The sequence below is a fragment of the Psychromicrobium xiongbiense genome, assembly GCF_030271165.1.
Classification (GTDB): Bacteria; Actinomycetota; Actinomycetes; order Actinomycetales; family Micrococcaceae; genus Renibacterium; species Renibacterium xiongbiense.
Genome location: NZ_JASSZH010000024.1, coordinates 158,213 through 176,116 on the forward strand (window position 1 = coordinate 158,213; position 17,904 = coordinate 176,116).

18 protein-coding genes are annotated in these 17,904 nt (G+C 64.5%); 5 read left to right on the top strand and 13 right to left on the bottom strand.

Annotated features, from left to right (window positions below; all coding sequences use genetic code 11):
* The 8 genes from QQM37_RS10025 to serS form a co-directional block, all read right to left on the bottom strand.
* A complete protein-coding gene (locus QQM37_RS10025) occupies positions 1-885 on the bottom strand; it encodes an HAD family hydrolase (RefSeq protein ID WP_285727082.1) in 885 nt (294 codons plus the stop codon).
* 129 nt (positions 886-1,014) lie between these two features.
* On the bottom strand, positions 1,015-2,265 hold the full coding sequence (locus tag QQM37_RS10030; protein WP_285727084.1) for an ABC transporter permease: 1,251 nt from the start codon (positions 2,263-2,265) through the stop codon (positions 1,015-1,017).
* A 1-nt stretch (position 2,266) separates the two neighbouring features.
* A complete protein-coding gene (locus tag QQM37_RS10035; RefSeq protein ID WP_285727086.1) occupies positions 2,267-2,974 on the bottom strand; it encodes an ABC transporter ATP-binding protein in 708 nt (235 codons plus the stop codon).
* Positions 2,967-4,280, bottom strand: coding sequence for a peptidoglycan-binding domain-containing protein (locus QQM37_RS10040; protein WP_285727088.1), 1,314 nt, complete (start codon positions 4,278-4,280; stop codon positions 2,967-2,969). Before QQM37_RS10040 ends, QQM37_RS10035 begins: the two co-directional genes overlap by 8 nt.
* A 35-nt stretch (positions 4,281-4,315) precedes the next feature.
* Positions 4,316-5,230: a hypothetical protein gene (locus QQM37_RS10045; RefSeq protein WP_285727090.1), complete on the bottom strand. Its 915-nt coding sequence runs from the start codon at positions 5,228-5,230 to the stop codon at positions 4,316-4,318.
* 74 nt (positions 5,231-5,304) lie between these two features.
* Positions 5,305-5,634, bottom strand: a complete 330-nt coding sequence (locus tag QQM37_RS10050) for a beta/gamma crystallin domain-containing protein (protein WP_285727091.1) — start codon at positions 5,632-5,634, stop codon at positions 5,305-5,307.
* A gap of 167 nt (positions 5,635-5,801) precedes the next feature.
* Positions 5,802-6,722, bottom strand: coding sequence for a hypothetical protein (locus tag QQM37_RS10055; protein WP_285727093.1), 921 nt, complete (start codon positions 6,720-6,722; stop codon positions 5,802-5,804).
* Between the two features lie 144 nt (positions 6,723-6,866).
* Positions 6,867-8,180, bottom strand: a complete 1,314-nt coding sequence (gene serS, locus QQM37_RS10060; RefSeq protein ID WP_285727095.1) for a serine--tRNA ligase — start codon at positions 8,178-8,180, stop codon at positions 6,867-6,869.
* 83 nt (positions 8,181-8,263) lie between these two features.
* Here serS and QQM37_RS10065 point away from each other — a divergent pair, with 83 nt between their 5' ends.
* Complete coding sequence (locus QQM37_RS10065) at positions 8,264-9,313, top strand: diacylglycerol/lipid kinase family protein (RefSeq protein WP_285727097.1); 1,050 nt, start codon at positions 8,264-8,266, stop codon at positions 9,311-9,313.
* Between the two features lie 3 nt (positions 9,314-9,316).
* Here QQM37_RS10065 and pheA read toward each other — a convergent pair whose 3' ends face one another.
* From pheA to QQM37_RS10085, 4 genes are all read right to left on the bottom strand, one after another.
* Positions 9,317-10,252, bottom strand: coding sequence for a prephenate dehydratase (gene pheA, locus QQM37_RS10070; RefSeq protein WP_285727099.1), 936 nt, complete (start codon positions 10,250-10,252; stop codon positions 9,317-9,319).
* A 75-nt stretch (positions 10,253-10,327) separates the two neighbouring features.
* Positions 10,328-10,654 carry a rhodanese-like domain-containing protein gene (locus tag QQM37_RS10075; protein ID WP_285727101.1) on the bottom strand — a complete coding sequence of 109 codons (327 nt, stop codon included), beginning with the start codon at positions 10,652-10,654 and terminating at the stop codon, positions 10,328-10,330.
* Between the two features lie 31 nt (positions 10,655-10,685).
* Positions 10,686-11,183, bottom strand: a complete 498-nt coding sequence (locus QQM37_RS10080; protein WP_285727103.1) for a hypothetical protein — start codon at positions 11,181-11,183, stop codon at positions 10,686-10,688.
* A 54-nt stretch (positions 11,184-11,237) separates the two neighbouring features.
* Positions 11,238-11,705: a DUF4190 domain-containing protein gene (locus QQM37_RS10085; protein ID WP_285727104.1), complete on the bottom strand. Its 468-nt coding sequence runs from the start codon at positions 11,703-11,705 to the stop codon at positions 11,238-11,240.
* A gap of 211 nt (positions 11,706-11,916) precedes the next feature.
* Here QQM37_RS10085 and pgm point away from each other — a divergent pair, with 211 nt between their 5' ends.
* The 4 genes from pgm to QQM37_RS10105 all read left to right on the top strand — a co-directional run bounded on the left by pgm (position 11,917) and on the right by QQM37_RS10105 (position 16,823).
* On the top strand, positions 11,917-13,572 hold the full coding sequence (gene pgm / locus QQM37_RS10090) for a phosphoglucomutase (alpha-D-glucose-1,6-bisphosphate-dependent) (RefSeq protein ID WP_285727107.1): 1,656 nt from the start codon (positions 11,917-11,919) through the stop codon (positions 13,570-13,572).
* Positions 13,573-13,667: 95 nt separating this feature from the next.
* The gene (locus tag QQM37_RS10095; protein WP_285727109.1) at positions 13,668-14,633 is read left to right on the top strand and encodes an ABC transporter ATP-binding protein; all 966 of its coding nucleotides are present in this window, start codon (positions 13,668-13,670) and stop codon (positions 14,631-14,633) included.
* Positions 14,630-16,312: an ABC transporter permease gene (locus QQM37_RS10100; protein WP_285727111.1), complete on the top strand. Its 1,683-nt coding sequence runs from the start codon at positions 14,630-14,632 to the stop codon at positions 16,310-16,312. The genes QQM37_RS10095 and QQM37_RS10100 overlap by 4 nt, the downstream gene beginning before the upstream one ends.
* Before the next feature lie 40 nt (positions 16,313-16,352).
* A complete protein-coding gene (locus QQM37_RS10105) occupies positions 16,353-16,823 on the top strand; it encodes a GbsR/MarR family transcriptional regulator (protein WP_285727113.1) in 471 nt (156 codons plus the stop codon).
* A gap of 9 nt (positions 16,824-16,832) precedes the next feature.
* Here QQM37_RS10105 and QQM37_RS10110 read toward each other — a convergent pair whose 3' ends face one another.
* On the bottom strand, positions 16,833-17,750 hold the full coding sequence (locus tag QQM37_RS10110; protein WP_285727115.1) for a cation diffusion facilitator family transporter: 918 nt from the start codon (positions 17,748-17,750) through the stop codon (positions 16,833-16,835).
* Positions 17,751-17,904 lie beyond the last annotated feature (154 nt).

Below are 17,904 nucleotides of genomic sequence, written 5' to 3' on the forward strand. Positions count from 1 at the left end.
TTAGATCAGGCTTCGCAGCACCCGGGCCGCGCCGTCGTCATAGACGGAGGCGGTGACCTCTGAGGCCACTTCCCGGACGCCATCGGGCGCCTGACCCATGGCCACCCCGCGCCCGGCCCAGCGGAGCATCTCGACATCGTTGAATCCATCGCCGATGGCGACCGTGTCCTCAGGCGCGATGCCCATGGACCGCCGCAGCGCCTCCAGCGCGGTGGCCTTAGTGACGCCTTCCGCGGCGATGTCCAGCCAGGAGGACCAGCCCACCGAGTAGGTCACGCCGTGCAGGCCCACGCCACGAACGGCCAGTTCAAACTCGTCCAGCGGCACCTCGCGGCTGTGCACCACCACGCGCACCGCCTCGGTGCTGAGCAGATCCTCAAAGTTCACCGCCTGAGCCTCGATGCCGAAGCTGGCGTCCTGGAAGCTGCTCGTGGAGAGGAAGGCGCCGGTGGCGGTTTCCACGGCGAACATCGCCTCGGGCAGCGTGGCGCGCAGGGCACTCAGTGCGGTGGCAGGAGTAAAGGTGGCCCGATGTAGCACCTCGTAGCCGGGCTCGCGCGAAGAATCCAGCCGTACAGTCACCCCACCGTTGCAGCTCACGGCGTGCCCGTCGCCGAGGCCGAGCAGTTTCACCACGGGCAGCGTGGCACCCAGCGAGCGCCCGGTAGCGATGATCAGGCGGTGGCCGGCACTGGCGGCATTACGTGCCGCCTCCCGGACCGCATCACTCATCGTGCCGTCGTGATCCACCAGCGTGCCGTCCACGTCGAGAGCCACAAGCTTGGTGCCCTGGCGGGTGGTGTTCCGGGTGGCCTGCAGGGCTGAAGGGGTCCGGTCATCGATGCCGGGGACTGCGGAGGCAGTCGTCTCAATCAATTCAGTCATGCTTCCAGTGAAGCAGACGCAGGTTCCCAGCCGGTCAACGGCGGCCTGCCTGAAGTGAACGATACGTAAACATTCACACGGTCATCCCCAGTGTGAATGTTTACCTGGCCTCAGATAACCTCCAGGCGCTCAGCGAGCCAGCGCCTGCGCGGGGGTGATTCGGGTGGCCTTGAGGGCTGGCCACAGACCGGCGATGGCGCCCGCGGCCGTCCCGAAGCCAATGGCAAGTGGGATGCTCCACGGGTCCAGCACGGGAGCCCAGCGATTGGCGGCGGAGACCGCCACCACGACGACCAGACCGACGAGCGAGCCGAGCAGGCCGCCAAAGGTGCCCAGGGCCGCGGTCTCGCCCAGCAGCTGGCCGAAGATGTCGATCCCGCGGGCGCCGAGCGCACGTCGAAGCCCGATCTCGGGTGCTCGGGTGACCACCCCGGTGGCGGCCGAGTTGCCGATGGACACGGCACCGACGATCAACGCGACGAGGCTGACCAGCAGGCTCAGGCTGGTCACCCCGGATTCGACCTGCTGCCGCAGCGACTTCAGGTCCGGTGGGGCCGTGACCATCACCGCGTTGACGTTCTGTGGCGAGATGGCCAGCGGCACCTGCGCCCCCACCTGCGCGGCCGCGCCCGGCGCAGTCTGGATGAGGTAGCCCCGGTTCAGGCCCTGCCCGTCAAAGAGGCCGTATTTCGTCACCGTGTTGAGCGGCAGGATGATGCCACCGGAGAGTTCCGGCATGCGCTGAGTGTCCTGGTAGATGCCGATCACCGTAAAGCCGCGATCGCCCATGAAGATCGCGCTGCCCACACCGGCAATCCCGAGTTTGGTGGCCACCGCCTGGGAGAGCATGACAACAAAGTCACCGCGGGTATTGTGCCCCACATCAAAGGTTCGCCCTTGCGCCAGGGTGGGCTGTGTCGCGGTGACGGCCCCTTCATCCATGCCGAAGACGTCCACCAGCACGGGTGATTCGGTCTGGAATAGCAGGCGTTTGACCGAGACGGAGCTCGTCTTGCTGACCCTGCCGGAGGCCTCTACCCCACTGAGGGTTGCCACCTTGGCCGCGGCCTGTGGTGAGAACCAGGGCCGATCCGCCGTCGGGTCAGCGGAGATAGTGCTGGGTTCGGTAACCGTCACTTCGGTGGCGCGGCGTGCGTCGAAGGTGCTGGAAACCTGGTTACTCACAGTGCCGGTCAGACCCAGCGTCGCGATGAAGGCTGCGCAGCCCAGAAACGTCCCCGTCAGAGTCAGCAGCGAGCGGACCATGTGCCGGGTGACGGACAGCCAGGATTCCTGGATCAAGTCCCGCCAGGTGATTCTGGTCGGCGCGATGCCCAGTCGGCCCAGTTCTTGTCTCAACGCCGTCTTGTGGGCGGTCATCTCAGTGCCCCACCGCTGGGCTCAGACCGTCGCGAGCATCCTCGGTGACCAGACCGTCACGCACCGTAAGCTGCCGCCCGGCCCGGGCTGCGAGATCGTGGTCGTGCGTGACCAGCACCACCGTGATGCCTTCCCCGTTGAGCGTGTCCAGCAGTTCCATCACCCGCGCCGAGTTGGCGGTGTCCAGGTTGCCCGTGGGTTCGTCGCAGAAGAGTACGTCCGGTTCGGCTGCTATGGCGCGGGCAATGGCGGCGCGCTGCCGCTCCCCACCGGAGAGTTCCCGCGGGTCGGCAAAGGCGCGGTGGCCCAGACCCAGGAACTCCAGGCTGTCGAAGGCCCGCTGTCGGCGCCGTTTGGGTGGAACCCGCACGTACATCATGGACAGTTCAATGTTTTCCACCACGGTGCGTCCGGGCAGCAGGTGAAAGGCCTGAAAGACAAAGCCGAAGGCGTGCCCGCGGGCCATTCCGCGCAGGTGATCCGGCGCATCGGCCAGCTCAACACCCATCAGCCGGTAGCTACCTGCGGTGGCGGTGTCGAGTAGTCCCAGCATGTTCAGCAGGGTGGACTTGCCGGAACCTGATGGACCCACGATGGCGAGGTAGTCGCCACGCTGAAGGGCCAGGTCCGTGGGCAGCAGCGCGTGGACCGGCACCGCGCCCGGGTAGGTTTTGGCCAGACCCGTCAACTCAATCAGCGGCTCAGCCATGAAGGCCTACGACGACCTCAGAGCCGTCCACCACGGCGTTGGCTTCGCCCGGGGTGATTTCCGCCCAGCCGTCCACCACCTGGCCCACGGTCACAGTGACATTCTTGAAGGCTGGTGTGGCACTTCCTTGACCGTTTCCAGAGGCCTGCACCCGGACGAAGGTGCTGCCGTCCGTGTTGGAGAAAATGGCGGTGATGGGTACGGCCAGTACCGGGGTGGCTTTTCCGCCGATGGTCAACGTGATCTTGAGGGTGGTGCCGCCCGGCGTGACCGGCTGCGTGGAGGCCTGGTCCTGGAAGGTGAAATCGAGCCTGTTGCCTTTGCCCAGCCCGGGAACATCCGTGGTGTCTTTACCCACGGCGCTCACCACGAGGGGGACACCGGCGGCGCCGGGCTGCGGCTCCAGCACGGCAGCATTGCCTGCTTTGATCAGGGCGGCTTTGTCCGGGGTGACCGCGCCCAGCACGGTGTTGACCCCGCCGTTGAGGAGCATCAACACCGTATCTGCGGCCATCTTGCTTCCGACAGCCACCTTGAGTTCGGTGACAGCAGCGGACGATGCCGGGAGCGGAAGGACGGCGGCCGCTGGCAGATAGGTGTGGAGTACAGGGGTGGTTCCACCGGAGGTGGTGGATCCGCTGGTCCCGCTGGGCGCCTGTACACCGCCTTTAGCGCCCTGCGCCTGCCCTGCCGGTGTTTGAGCTGCGGGGGCCTGGGCTGTGGGGGCTTGCGGTGCGGCAGCCTGTGGGGCCTTGTACCCGCGGTCCTTATAGAACTGGCGCAGCCCGGCCTGGGTGCTGGCGTCAAAGACTCCGGTGCCGGACTGTTGGTAGCCCAGCCCGGCCAGGGATTTTTGCAGTTGCACCACGTCTGGGCCACTGAGCCCGTCGGTCAGGTCACGGTAGGCGGGGAAGGGCCAGGTGAGGGCGAAAACCGGGTCCCCGTTGACCTCCAGTGCCACATCTCCGTCATTGATGGTGCTGCCACTGCCCAGCGGGGCATTGGTCACGTACCCAGCTTTGGCGATCAGCGCGTCGCTGGGCTTGAGTGGGGTGCTGGGGCCGGCCACGACGGCGCCGCGCAGCACTATCTGACTGGCCAGTGACTTGACCTGCGCTTTGGCGGTCACTTCTTTGGGTGGCGGAGGCAGCGCTTCCGCTGCGGCCTGACTGGGCGATTTGAGTGCGGGAAGCACTACCCAGGCCACCAGGAAGCAGGCCAGCACCACGATGACGACCACCCCGCCGATCCACCAACCCCGCCCGCGGCGTGGCCGCTGGCGGGTAGGTGCAGACTGCTCCGGCACGTCCGTAGCCTGTACTGGCTCGAGGTCCACCGACACTAGAGACTCAGCGCCGCTGCGGCCTTGACCATTGCCTCAATTTTGGGCTTCAACTCAGTCAGTGTCGCTTCATTCGCTGCTACGGCTTTCACCTTCGCGTCGTAGAGCCGTTTGGCATACTCTGCACGAGCGCCGGTCTTCACGGAGCAGTCGTACATCGCCACTGCCATTTTCACTTCCTCAGCTGTTGGTACATACTTCGCAACTTTTACTGCCGGAAATATTTGAACTCGGATCTTGTTGTTCGGAATCGGCAATGCGGGTTTTACGCTGGCACCCAAACTAATCCCCAGATCTCTACCATAGAAGGAATTGACCTGCGGCCCAGTCTTTGTTGTTTTAAACCCCACGGACTCGAGGCAAACAAACACTTTATCCTGAAGATCGTCCTTCTTGAGTGACTGAACGGGCGCAAACATGTTGTGTGCGAGATCGCCAACTTGCTGACGAATCGCTGTAGCACCGCCGAGTTTTTGGTAGGCCTTCTGCTCGCACTGATCCTGCACGGCAGAAAAAGCTTTATCATGCACCTCCACAAACGCAGGCATATCGGGCCAACCTGCCCCCAGGACGCCAAAACCGCGCCTAGCGGCATCATTTTGATCCTGAAACCAAAGAGGCTCATTGGCACTCACCACCAGACCATCGTAGCTGAGGCCCCCACCAGCAATTCGGAAACCATCAGCTTTCATTCCCGGAAGAACCTCCAAGAATTCGGGAAATCCACTTTCAGCAAAACACTGATACTCCATGGTCCACAGAGCAATGTTGACCGCTTTGAGATCAGTGCTCGGAAATACATCAAATGGATCTCCTGTGGGTGCTCCATCCTTAGTTGAAGCACCCACAGGAGATCCCTCACCCGCACAACCGGAGAGCAGTAGTCCCACGACCGAAACTGCCAGTACGGTCAATTTCCAATTCTTCAACATTTCCTCCGCCTGCACGGGATTCCGGACAATTTAGAACGCGAGCATGGAGTCTCTTGCTAAAGGATTGAAACCGTCCACAAAGTCCCGCCACCATAGTATTGGGTCGTTTGACGAGCGTTCCAATACCATGTTCCTTGAATATCAACCCAACCGTCATTGTTTCCAGATTCAACCCTACGCAAGTCGTACCAAACGTAATGCATGGCTCCTGCATTCGCGAAACATGCAGTGCCGTTCATGCTGTCGTAAATCTGGAAGAAATCATTTCCCGCTGGGCAGCCAACGAGGTTGATCGCCGAGACTGAGGGGATTGAGAGAAGCGAGGCCGAGGCGAGAGTCGCCAGGCCAACGGCGACCGAACTCAGGGCGCGAGTTCGTTTTTTCATGAGACATCCTTGTCTGTGAACGGTTGATGTTTTCAGTGAGCGTTCTGCCCTTGACAACCTAAGAGCTGCGCCCAACTCGAACAATACCCCCCCCAAGAACATCCAGACAAGGGGAACATAACATCAGTCGATAATTTCTTCTTGACTGCAGCACAGTTGCACCACAACTACAGACTCAGCGCCGCTGCGGCCTTGACCATCGCCTCAATCTTGGGCTTCAACTCGATCAACACCGCCTCGTTCGCTGCGACCGCCTTCACCTTTGCGTCGTGGAGCCGCTTGTCCCAGTCCGTCTGGGCACCCGTGGACTGGGAGCACTTGTGCATGGCCAGCGCCATCTGCACTTCCTCAGCAGTCGGCACGTACTGTGCGGTCTTCACCCCGGGCATGATCTGAACTTGAAGATTGGGGTCGGGCTGGGGATAAGACGGACGAACACTGGCACCCAGCTGAATCCCAAAATCACGCCCGTAGTAGGAATTAACATGTTCTCCGGTTTTGGATGTCTTGAAGCCCGCCTCATCCATGCAGGTGTACACCCTGTCCCACAGCTCCGCAGGCTTAGTGGCAAGAACTTGACTCATCAGGTCGTGGGCCACTGAACGAATCTGAAGAAACAAGTCCTTGCTGGCAGCCACTTTGGATGTGGCCTCCAAGGCACAGGAATCCTCAACGGCCTGGAATCCTTGATCGCGAACGTTAACTCGCGCCGGCACATCCGGCCAACCGGCACCCAGAACGCCGAACCCTCGACGCTTGGCGTCCGCTTCATCCCGGAACCATGGAGTCTTGTCAGTATCGACTGTGATGCCGACAAACCCGATAGACGCTACCTCGTTTGCGAAATGGTTCGCCTTCTGCCCTGCAAGCACCTCCAGGAATTGGGAGTATCCGTTCCTGGCGTAGCACTGGTACTGCAGAGTCATGACGGCATCATTTACCGTCACGAGGTCCTTCGCTGGAAAGGTGTCCAGCGGCTCATCGGATGGCACACCGGCGGCACTCGCTGCACCGGACGCCCCACCACCGGTACAGCCGGTCAGGGCCAGGGCGACTGCCAGAAGTACTGCGGAGGCACTGCGTTTCATGGCGGCCGTCCTGTCCTCAGAGGAAAATGCTGAACACCACTCAATCTATGAGCGATACGTCAGAATGTCTCTAAAAACACCCCAGCTGTAGCACAGCTGTGACACAGCCGCGGCGCGACAGCCCCGGGACGGTACGGTCAGGCATCAGATAACCTCCAGGCGCTCCAGACCGCCCAGGTACGGACGCAGGGCCGCCGGAACGTTGACCGAGCCGTCTGCGTTCTGATGATTTTCCAGAATCGCCACAATCCAGCGGGTCGTGGCCAGGGTGCCATTGAGGGTCGCGACGGCCCGCGTCCCCTTAGCTGCAGCAGCCTTGCCTTCAGCGACGCCATCGGCCGCCTCCAGGGTGCGCTCCGGGATACGCTCCCGGATGCCCAGACGCCGGGCCTGGAACCCAGTGCAATTCGAGGTGGAGGTCAGTTCCCGGTAGCGGCCCTGGCTGGGAACCCACGCCTCACAGTCAAACTTCCGGGCAGCGGAAAGCCCCAGATCCCCAGCTGCGGTATCGATCACCCGGTAGGGCACCTCAACCTTGGCCAGCATCTCCTCTTCCCAGGCCAGCAGCCGGGCGTGCTCCGCCTCCGCCTCCTCCAGCCGTACATAGCTGAACATCTCCAGCTTGGTGAACTGGTGCACGCGGATGATGCCCCGGGTGTCCTTGCCCGCCGATCCGGCCTCGCGCCGGTAGCAGGAGGACCAGCCCGCGTAGCGCAGCGGCCCAGCCGAAAGGTCCAGGATCTCGTCGCCGTGATACCCGGCCAGCGCCACCTCTGAGGTGCCCACCAGGTACAGGTCGTCTTTCTCCAGCCGGTAGATCTCGTCATCGTGCTTCACATCGAAGCCCGTGCCCGCCATCGTCTCGGGGCGCACCAACGTGGGCGTGATCATCGGGATGAAGCCGTAGCTCACCGCCTGATCCAGCGCCATGTTCATCAGGGCGATTTCCAACCGGGCCACGACGCCCTTGAGGAAACTGAACCGGGCACCGGAGACCTTCGCTCCGCGCTCCATATCGATGCCGCCCAGCAGCTCGCCCAGTTCCAGGTGATCGCGCACCTCAAAGTCAAAGCTGGGCTTCACGCCCTCCTCGCGGAGCAGCACAAAATCGTCCTCGCCACCGGCGGGAACGCCATCCACAATCAGATTGGGGAACGCCCGCAGCCCCTCATTCAGCGCCTCCTGCGCCACCTCCGCCTCAGCGGAAGCCTGCTTGACGCGCACGGCCAGGTCCTTCACCTGAGCCAGCAGAGCCTGCTTCTCCTCACCCTTGGCAGCAGCAACCTGCTTGCTGAAAACGTTCTGCTCCGCGCGCAGCGTCTCGTAGATGGAGATGGCGGCCCGGCGCGCGGCATCGGCTGCCAGGATGTCATCCACCCGGGATTCCTCTGCGCCCCGGGCGCGTTGGCTGGCTCGATAAACATCCGGTCGTTCCGCAAGGTCCTTGACATCGATCACCCCCTAAGCCTACCGAAGCTTGTGCCGCCCACCGCCCTGGTCTGCTGCCTGAGGGACGGTGCGGGCGTTATGGTTGGAGCACTATGTCCCCTTGGCTCTGGATTGTGCTGATCGTCGCTGCGGCTGCGGCCCTCACCGCGGCCGTTCTGGGCCTGCTCCGACTGCGTCAGAAGCACAACCGCAGCGCCGTGGCCGAGCTCCCCCACGAGCCCGGTGCGGGGCCGCAGCGCGTGGCCGTGATCCTCAACCCGGTCAAGGCACAGGCCGATCAGGCCCGGCACAGCATCCGCTCCGCACTGGCCGCCGCGGGCTGGCCCGAGCCGCTGATCCTGGAGACCACCGAGGATCAGCCGGGCGACCAGCAGGCGCGCCAGGCGCTGCAATGGGGTGCGGACGTCGTGCTGGTGGGCGGCGGCGACGGGACAGTCCGGATGGTCGCGCAGGAACTCCGTGGCACCGAGGTGGCGCTGGGTCTGCTGCCGCTGGGCACCGGGAACCTACTGGCCCGCAATCTGCATCTGGAGGTCAGCAATCTGGAGCAGAGCATCCAAACTGCCCTCTTTGGCCAGCAGCGCCGCATCGATACCGGCACGTTCGAGACGGAGAACACCGTCTCCGGCTCCCGCGCCACGCACACCTTCCTGGTGATTGCCGGCCTGGGCATGGATGCCGAGGTGCTCGGGGACACCAATGATCAACTGAAAAAATCAGTGGGCTGGCTGGCCTACAGCGAGGCCGGAGTGCGGCATCTGCCCGGACGTCGCAGGAAAGTCTCCCTGGCGCTCGATGACGAGCCACCCCGCCACCGCAAGGTCCGCTCCGTGCTGTTCTGCAACTGCGCTCTGCTGCCCGGCGGCATCGATTTTGTCCCGGGCGCGCTGATTGACGATGGCGTCCTGGACGTGGTGGTGATCAGCCCGCGCAGCGCCGTGGGCTGGCTCGCGGTGACCGGGAAGGTGCTCTTCCAGCACCGGCGCGGACTGCCCGTGATTGATTTCCAGCAGTCGCAGCGCGCGGTGGTGCGCAGCGCCACCCCCCAGCAAGTCCAGGTCGATGGCGATCCGGCCGGCCAGGCGACCAAGGTCACCGTCCGGGTGGAACCGCTGTCGCTGCTGGTCCGGGTGAACGGCTGAGGCTCAGTTCCCGGAGTGCAGGATTCCGTCCAGCCACTGCGCGGCCTCATGGAACGCCTCATCCGCGGTATGCGGCTCCACGGTCGGGTAGAAACTCTCCGCCCGTGGATAGGACCCCATGAATCGCAGATTCGGGCTCAGCCGGTGCAGGGCACGCAGGGCGTCCGCAATCCGGGCGTCCGCCACATGGCCTTCGGCATCAATGCTGAAGAAATAGCTGCCCAGGCCCTTGCCGGTGGGGCGTGATTCAATCCGGCTCAGGTTCACTCCGCGGGAGGAGAACTGATCCAGGATCTCCATCAGCGCACCGGGACGGTCCACGGGCAGCGGCACTGCCACCGTGGTTTTGTCGGATCCCGTGGGTGCTGGCAGCTTCCCAGGCCGGGCCACCATGACGAAGCGGGTCTCAGCGCCAGGGTTGTCCTCGATCTGCCGCGCCAGGATCTCCAGTCCCAGGCGGTCCGCCACCAGCGGCGCACAGATGGCGGCATCGACCGCGGGCTCACCAGGAGCCTCGGCCAGCACCGCGTAGGCGGCCGCCGCCGTCGACGAGGCCGGAACATAGTCCGCCTGAGGAATGTTCGCGTCGATCCAGCCACGGGTCTGCGCCCAGGCATGCGGGTGAGTGCCCACGGTCCGGACCTCGGAGCGGGAGATACCGGGCTTTCCCGCCAGCACGAAGGTCACCGGGACGATGATCTCGCGGATGATCCGCAACTCCTGGCCTGTCGCGATGGCGTCGAGGGTGGCAGAGACGCCGCCTTCCACGGAGTTCTCGATCGGCAGGACGGCGGCATCGACCTCACCGGACCGAATCATGGTCAGTGCTGAAGCCGCGCTGCTGATCGGCACGCGCCGGGCGGCATCGGCCCCCGGAACCTTGAGCAGAGCAGCTTCGGTGAAGGTGCCGGCCGGCCCCAGGTATGCATATGAATCCATCGGAATATTTCTGTGTGAAGGGGCCGCCCAGGAAACGACTGGGCGGTGGCGCGAACTGCGGCTAGCGGACCTGCTTCAGCGAACCTGCGGGGCCTGACCGTTCTCAGAGACCATGGGCAGCTCGGCATCCTGCCAGGCACCCATGCCTCCGGCAACGTTGGTCACCGAGTACCCCTGAGCCGTGAGCCACTGGGCAGCCCGGAAGGAGCGCCCGCCACTCCGGCAGATCAGCAGAAGATCCTGATCGGGATCCAGCTCTTCACAGCGCACCGGCAGGTCATCGAGCGGAATGTGAAGGGCTCCGGCAATGTGCCCTTCCTCCCACTCGTAGTCCTCACGGACATCCAGAAACAGCGCGCCTTCCGGGAGCGCATCCACCGGAAGGGTTTCGAATTCAGCCATGTATCCAGAATAGTGCTCTGGCATCACAGAGTCAGCCGAAGGTACCGCTCTGCATTGCAACGAAAAGCCCAATGAAAAGCCAGACAGCAAACGCCGCCAGACCCAGCAGGCACAGTCCACCCAGTACCAGGCCTATGCGAGTCGATGCCCGCCGGTCAGAATGCCGGCGCACGGCCCTGATACCCAGGATCACGGCAAGCACCGCGGTGATGAGCGTGCACTGACCGAGGAGGAAAATCAGGAGCGAGAGGAGGCTCAGCACCTCCGAAGAAGCCACCCGCAGGTGAGTGGTCACGAGCGCCAGCACAATAGCCACCAGACAGGCACTCATGGCAATGACACCCAATATCAGCGTGGTATTACCGGGCTTCAGGCTGCCTGTGCCGACAGACCCCTGCGTGAAAGCTGGATTGGCATAGTAGCCCAGAGGCGGGTAGCCGGGCGTTTGCTGCCCCGGCTGACCGCCTCCCGAATACCCCGCCTGGTACACAGGCGGCGGAGTGTAGCCACGGTCAGATGGTTCAGTCATCTGGATACCTCCGGGTGTGGTGGCGTTGGGCGTGGACTCAGCACAGAGATCGAGTCAGCGGTACGTACTGATGGCAGCAGCCCCGATGACCGCCACGATAATGAGAATGGCCAGTAGCACCAGCCCGATAGCCAGACCGATATACCCCAGAACCAGCCCGGTAATGGCCATCCCGCGGCCACCCGGCTCCTTCTTCAGGGCAATATGGCCAAAGATGACGGCCAGAATCTGCGGGATCAGCAGGACGCCCACGCCAAAGATGCTGGCAATAAAGCCAACAATACCCAGCACCATCGAGGTGATGCTCAGGCCTTTGGGACCGGAATCCGCATAGACCATAGGAGTCATGACATACCCGGGCGCGGTGTAGTAGCCGCTCTGCGGCCCTGCCATCTGGCCGTACTGAGGCTGCGGCGGCACCTGACCGAACTGCCCCGGGACGGGCGCGGGCGCAAAGGGCGCGGGCGGCATCGGCGCGGGCGGAACTGGAGGGATGCGCCCTTGCCCAGATTGATCGGTCACGGGTCACCTGTTCTGCTGGCTGAAGCTGCTGTGCTGGCTGAAGCTCTAACGTTTGGGGCGGCATCGAACACTATAGGAGAGCCCCCGAGTTACTCCTCTCTCTATACTAACTGCCACCCCCGCCCCCATCGCAGTCGTTACACAGCTGCTTCCCGCCGTAATGCCGGAGCAGGCACTGACAATCTCCGCACACCTCTGGCATGCTTGGTCCATGTCAAGCCGTGCGGGCACTGTCGCCCTCCCTTCAGACCTCGTTGATCTCACCGCGCTTCTGGATGCGTACTATGACGTGATCCCTGACCCGTCCAATCCGGACCAACGCGTGGTCTTCGGAACTTCAGGCCACCGTGGCTCCAGCCTCAAGGCCTCCTTCAACGAAAATCACATCGCGGCCACCACCCAGGCCATTGTGGAATACCGCCGGGCGCAGGGAATCACCGGGCCGCTTTTCCTGGCCAAAGACACCCACGCTCTCTCCGAGCCAGCACAGAACACCGCACTGGAGGTGCTGGCCGCCAATGGCGTCACGGTGCTCATCGATGCCCGGCACGGCTTCACCCCGACCCCGGCCCTGAGCCACGCGATCCTCACCTACAACCGCGGGCCGGTCGCACACGCTGACGAGGCAGACGGCATCGTGGTCACGCCCTCACATAACCCGCCCGCCGACGGTGGATTCAAGTACAATCCCCCGCATGGCGGCCCGGCGGATACCGACGCGACCAGCTGGATCGCGGCCCGGGCCAATGAACTGCTGGAGCGCAAGCTCGATGGCGTCAAGCGAGTGCCGCTGGCCGTGGCCCTGGAGCACGCTGGCTCCTTCGATTTCCTCTCCAGCTACGTTGATGCCCTGCCCGAGGTCCTGGACCTGGACGCCATCCGTTCCGCCGGAGTGCGGATCGGTGCGGACCCGATGGGCGGCGCATCGGTGGACTACTGGGGCGAGATCGCCTCCCGGCACCACCTGGACCTCACCGTGGTCAACCCGACCGTGGACCCGCAGTGGGGCTTCATGACGCTCGACTGGGATGAGAAGATCCGAATGGACTGCTCCTCCCCCTATGCGATGGCCTCGCTGATCGGCAAGCTCTCCGGTGGAGCGCCCTACGATGTCGCCACCGGCAATGACGCCGATGCCGACCGGCATGGGATCGTCACCGCGCCCGCGGGCGGCGTCCCCGGCCTGATGAACCCGAACCATTACCTCGCAGTGGCCATTCAGTATCTCTATACGCATCGCCCCCAGTGGCCCGCGGGAGCCAGCGTGGGCAAGACTCTGGTCTCCTCCTCGATCATCGACCGGGTCGCTGCTGATCTGGGCCGCGAACTGGTGGAGGTGCCCGTGGGCTTCAAGTGGTTCGTTCCCGGACTACTCTCCGGCTCCGGGGTGTTCGGCGGCGAGGAATCAGCCGGGGCATCCTTTGTGCGGCGCAACGGTTCGGTGTGGACGACCGACAAGGACGGCATCCTGCTGGCCCTGCTCGCCTCCGAGATCACCGCTGTCACCGGCGCCACCCCGGCGACGCACTACGCGGAGCTGACCGCCCGGTTCGGGGCGCCATCGTACGCCCGGATCGATGCGGCAGCCAACCGGGAGCAGAAGGCGGCGCTAGGCAAACTGTCCGCCTCTGACGTCTCCGCGACTGAGCTGGCGGGCGAGCCGATCACCGCCAAGCTGACCGAGGCACCGGGGAACGGGGCCCCGATCGGCGGACTCAAGGTCACCACCGAGAACGCCTGGTTTGCTGCCCGCCCCTCCGGCACCGAGGACGTCTACAAGATCTACGCCGAATCCTTCAAAGGCGACGAGCACCTCAAGCAGGTCCAGGCCGAGGCGAAGGCGCTGGTCGACGGAGTCATCTCCTAGACCTTGATGTCGTCCCGTACCAGTTGGTACGGGACGACATCAAGGTTTCGTTAAGACGATTCACGAATTTGTGAATTAAGAGTAGCGTCACACTCATGAGCACGGTGATTGAGGCTGCTGGCCTCGAGAAGCGATTCGGCAACGTCCAGGCACTCGACGGCCTAGACCTCACGGTGACGCAGGGCGAGGTCCACGGATTCCTGGGCCCCAACGGCGCAGGAAAGTCCACCACGATCCGCATTCTGCTGGGACTCTCCCGGGCCAGTGGCGGCCAGGCCCGGGTGTTCGGCCAGGATCCCTGGGCCTCGGCGAGCGCCATCCATGCGCGCCTGGCTTACGTTCCCGGAGATGTGGCGCTCTGGTCCAATCTGAGCGGCGGCGAGTCCATCGACCTTATTTCCCGCCTGCGCGGCACCGACACTAGCGCCGCCTCCTACCGCGAGCGCCGGGCGCAACTGGCCGAGGCCTTCCAGTTCGACCCTCGGAAAAAGGCCCGCACCTACTCCAAAGGCAACCGGCAGAAGGTCGCGCTGATCGCCGCCTTCGCCTCCCCCGCCGAGCTGTATATCCTCGATGAGCCCACCAGCGGCCTGGACCCGGTCATGGAGGCGGTGTTCACCGAGGAGATCAAGCGGGTAGCGGCCGATGGCGCCAGCGTCCTACTCTCCAGCCACATCCTCTCGGAGGTGGAGGCGCTCTGCGACCGGGTCAGCATCATCCGGACGGGCAGGACCGTGGAATCCGGAACCCTGGGCGAACTGCGACACCTGACCCGCACCGAGATCTCCTGCACGGTCGAGGGGCTCGAAGGCGCAGCCCTGCTGGCGGCTTTCCAGGCAGCGCTGAGCGGCATCCCCAGCGTGCACGATCTGGCCGCGACCGCAGACCGGGTGCATTTCAGCGTCGACAGTGCCGAGGTGGCCGGGGTGCTGCCCCCGCTGGGCCGGTTGAGGGTGCAATCGCTGACGGTATCGCCGCCATCGTTGGAAGAGCTGTTCCTGCGGCACTACGGTGATGAAATCAGCTCTGCAGAGGACTCGCTGACGGCGGCGGCACGATGAACGCGCACGCAGCGACCGCCCACACCCGGATCACCCCTGCTCCGGCCACGGTGCGCACCCATACGCGGAGCGTCGTGGGCCCCCTGATCCGCTTCCGTTTCCGCCGGGATCGCGTCCGGGTTCCGGTCTGGGTTCTGGTCTTCGCCTTCACCGCACTGTTCGTCGCAGCCGCCCTGGCCAAAACCTACGGGGACCCAGCGGAACGGCTGGCCGTCCTGCGAGTTCTGGCCACCGACCCCACTCTGCTGGCGCTCCGCGGTGCGCCGGACGGCAACTCCAGCGGTGGATTCTTCGTCGTGGAGATCGGCAGTTACCTGCTGCTCATGGTCGCGCTGATGAACTCCTTCCTCGCGGTACGGCACAGTCGCGCCGATGAAGAGGACGGGCAGGCCGAGCTCATCGCCGCCACACAGGCCGGCCGCGCCGCCTCGACCGTCGCCACGATCATCCACCTTGTCATCGTCAATATTCTGGTGGGGCTGGCCACCGCAGTGGCCATGATGGCCGTGGGGTACGATGCCGCCGGCTCACTACTGCTGGGCTGGTCGCTGGCCTGTACCGGACTGGTCTTCTGTGCCGTCGGACTGGTGATGTCGCAGATCTTCTCCAGCGCCCGGGCGGCCAACGGCTGGAGCAGCGCCCTGATCGGCGTGGCCTGGGTGGCCAATGCGGCCGCCAATTCGCAGGGCACCGTGGCCAGCGACGGGCTCCAAGTCACGCCCGGTGCCCTGGACTGGTTCACCCCGGTGGGCTGGGGCATGCTGATCCGCCCCTACACCGCCAACAACCCGCTGCCCGGACTGCTCAGTCTGGCGTTCGCCGTGATTCTGCTGGCGACATCGTTCGCACTGCAGTCCTCGCGTGACGCCGCGGCCGGGCTGGTGCAACCCCGGGCCGGTCGCAGCTGGGCCTCCGGCGCGCTGCACGAGCCGATCGGTCTGGCCTGGCGGCTGCAGCGCGGTCCGATCCTCGGCTGGGGCATCGGCTCCCTGCTGGGTGCCGTCGCGGTGGGCGGACTGGGCAAGACCCTCTCCGATGCCGTGAGCGGTAACCCACAGCTTGGTGCCGCCGTTCAGGCCATGGCGAATGGCGGGGGCAGTCTCCTGGAGTCCTTCCTGGGCGTCATGATGGCCCTCATCGGGCTGTTCGTCTCGGCCGCCTCTCTGCAGACGGTCATGCGGATGCGCCAGGAAGAGGCACGGGGCACGGCGGAGTCGGTTCTGGTCACCCGGGTGCCCCGATTGCGCTGGTATTTCTCCTTCGTCGGGCTGGCGCTGGGTGCCGCAGCGGTGACCCTGTTTCTCAGCGGTCTGGTGGCTGGCCTGGCCTTGGCAGGCATCGACTCGCGACTGGTGGGCCAGGCCATCGTCCTGGCTCTCGGGCAGCTCCCGGCGGTCGCCGTCTACGTGAGCCTTACGGCGTTCGCCTTTGCGACCGTACCTCCCGCCACCATCCCCTTCGGCTGGACGCTGCTGGGCCTGGGGCTCGTCGTCGGCGAATATGGCACCTTGCTCGGAATGCCGGAGTGGCTGCGCAATCTGGCGCCGGGCGGACACACCGTGGTTGCGCCGCTGGCGAACGCCGACTGGAGCGGCACCTGGGTCATGTCCCTGCTGTCCCTTGCCGTGATCGCCGCGGCCGCCTGGCTGTTCCGGCGGCGTAGCCTGACCACGGTGTAAAACGCGTTAATAACCAGCCCAGAGATGGAAGACTAGGACGATGGCGCAGGATGAGCAGGCACTCAGGGCCGTGGTGGAACAATCCGCTGCCGTCCTGACCAATGCCGGTTTCCCCAAGATGCCCGCGAGGGTTCTGATGACCCTGATGACCGCGGAGGACGCCGGGCTGACGGCCCGCGAGATTGCTGAGGCTCTGGGCGTGAGCGCCGCTGCCGTCTCCGGTGCGGTGCGGTATCTGCAGACGGTCGGCATCGTCCATCGAGTGGCACAGGTGGGCAGTCGCCGCGACCTCTACTCGCTGCCGGAAGACTCCTGGTACACCGCTATGGCGAGCAAAAGCCCGGTCTATGGGGTGCTGGCAGGGCTCTCGGACAAGGCCGTGACCGCTATTGGCGATGCGGAATCTGCACAGTCGCTGCGCTTCGCCGAGATGGCCCGTTTCTACCGTTTTATCGAGTCCCGGATGCCGGACCTTCTGGCCGAATGGGAGACCCTGCGCGGGGCGGTCTGAGCCACATTTTCAGTGCGTGTGCACGTCGTGTTCATGCTCAAGGTGTGCGGCCGGTTCCAGCTGGAACGTGGAGTGCTCAATCGAGACGGAGAAGTGCTTCGCCACGCAGCTCTGCAGCAGATCCAGCAACTCCGGTGCATGGCCGTCATGGAAACAGGCGTCTTCCACCACCACATGGGCCGTCAGCACGGGCAGTCCGGAGGCAATCTGCGTCACGTGCAGATCATGCACCGAGACCACGTGGGCCACGCCCAGCAGGTGCTCGCGCAGCCGGTTCATATCCAGGCCGCGTGGAGTGGCCTCCAACAGCACCTCGATCGTTTCCCAGAGGAGCCGGAGGGTGCGCGGCAGGATCAGGACGCCGATCAGCATGGCCACCACGGCATCGGCCTGAACCCATCCGGTCCAAGTGATCACCAGCGAGGCAGCGATCACCGCAACCGAGCCCAGGGCGTCATTGAACACCTCCAGGAAAGCGGCGCGCATATTGAAATTGGCACCGCGACCCGAGGCGAGAACCAACAGAGCGGCTATGTTCCCCAGCAGACCCACGATGCCGAAGATGAGCATCTCCGAGCTGGCCACCTCGGTGGGCCGGAAGAGGCGCTGCACACCCTCCACCAGCACGAAGAGGCCCACGCCGAGCAGCAATGCGGCCTGGGCCGTGGCGGCCAGAACCTCCGCGCGGGCGAACCCCCAGGTTCGCCGATCCGTGGCGGGGCGTGCGGCGAGCCAGGCGGCAACGAGCGCCATCACCAGGCCACCGGCATCGGTGAGCACATGCGCTGAATCGAAGAGCAGGGCCAGCGATCCGGTCAGAATGGCGCCGATCACCTGCACCACGAAAATGCTCAGGGTGATGGCCAGGGCAACAGCGATGCGACCCTTATGACTGTCAGCTCCGTGGCTGTGCTGGTGATCGCTCATGCCATCGATGCTAGCGTTTCCGCTGGTCAGAAGCTCATTGAGAGTGAGACTCGGTCTCAGGAGTGGCTGGTGTGAGGCACTGCTGGGACTGCTGCGGGGTCGCTTCGGGGATCCGGGGAGGCTGCGCGACCCGGGGGTCGTTCAGTGTGCAGTG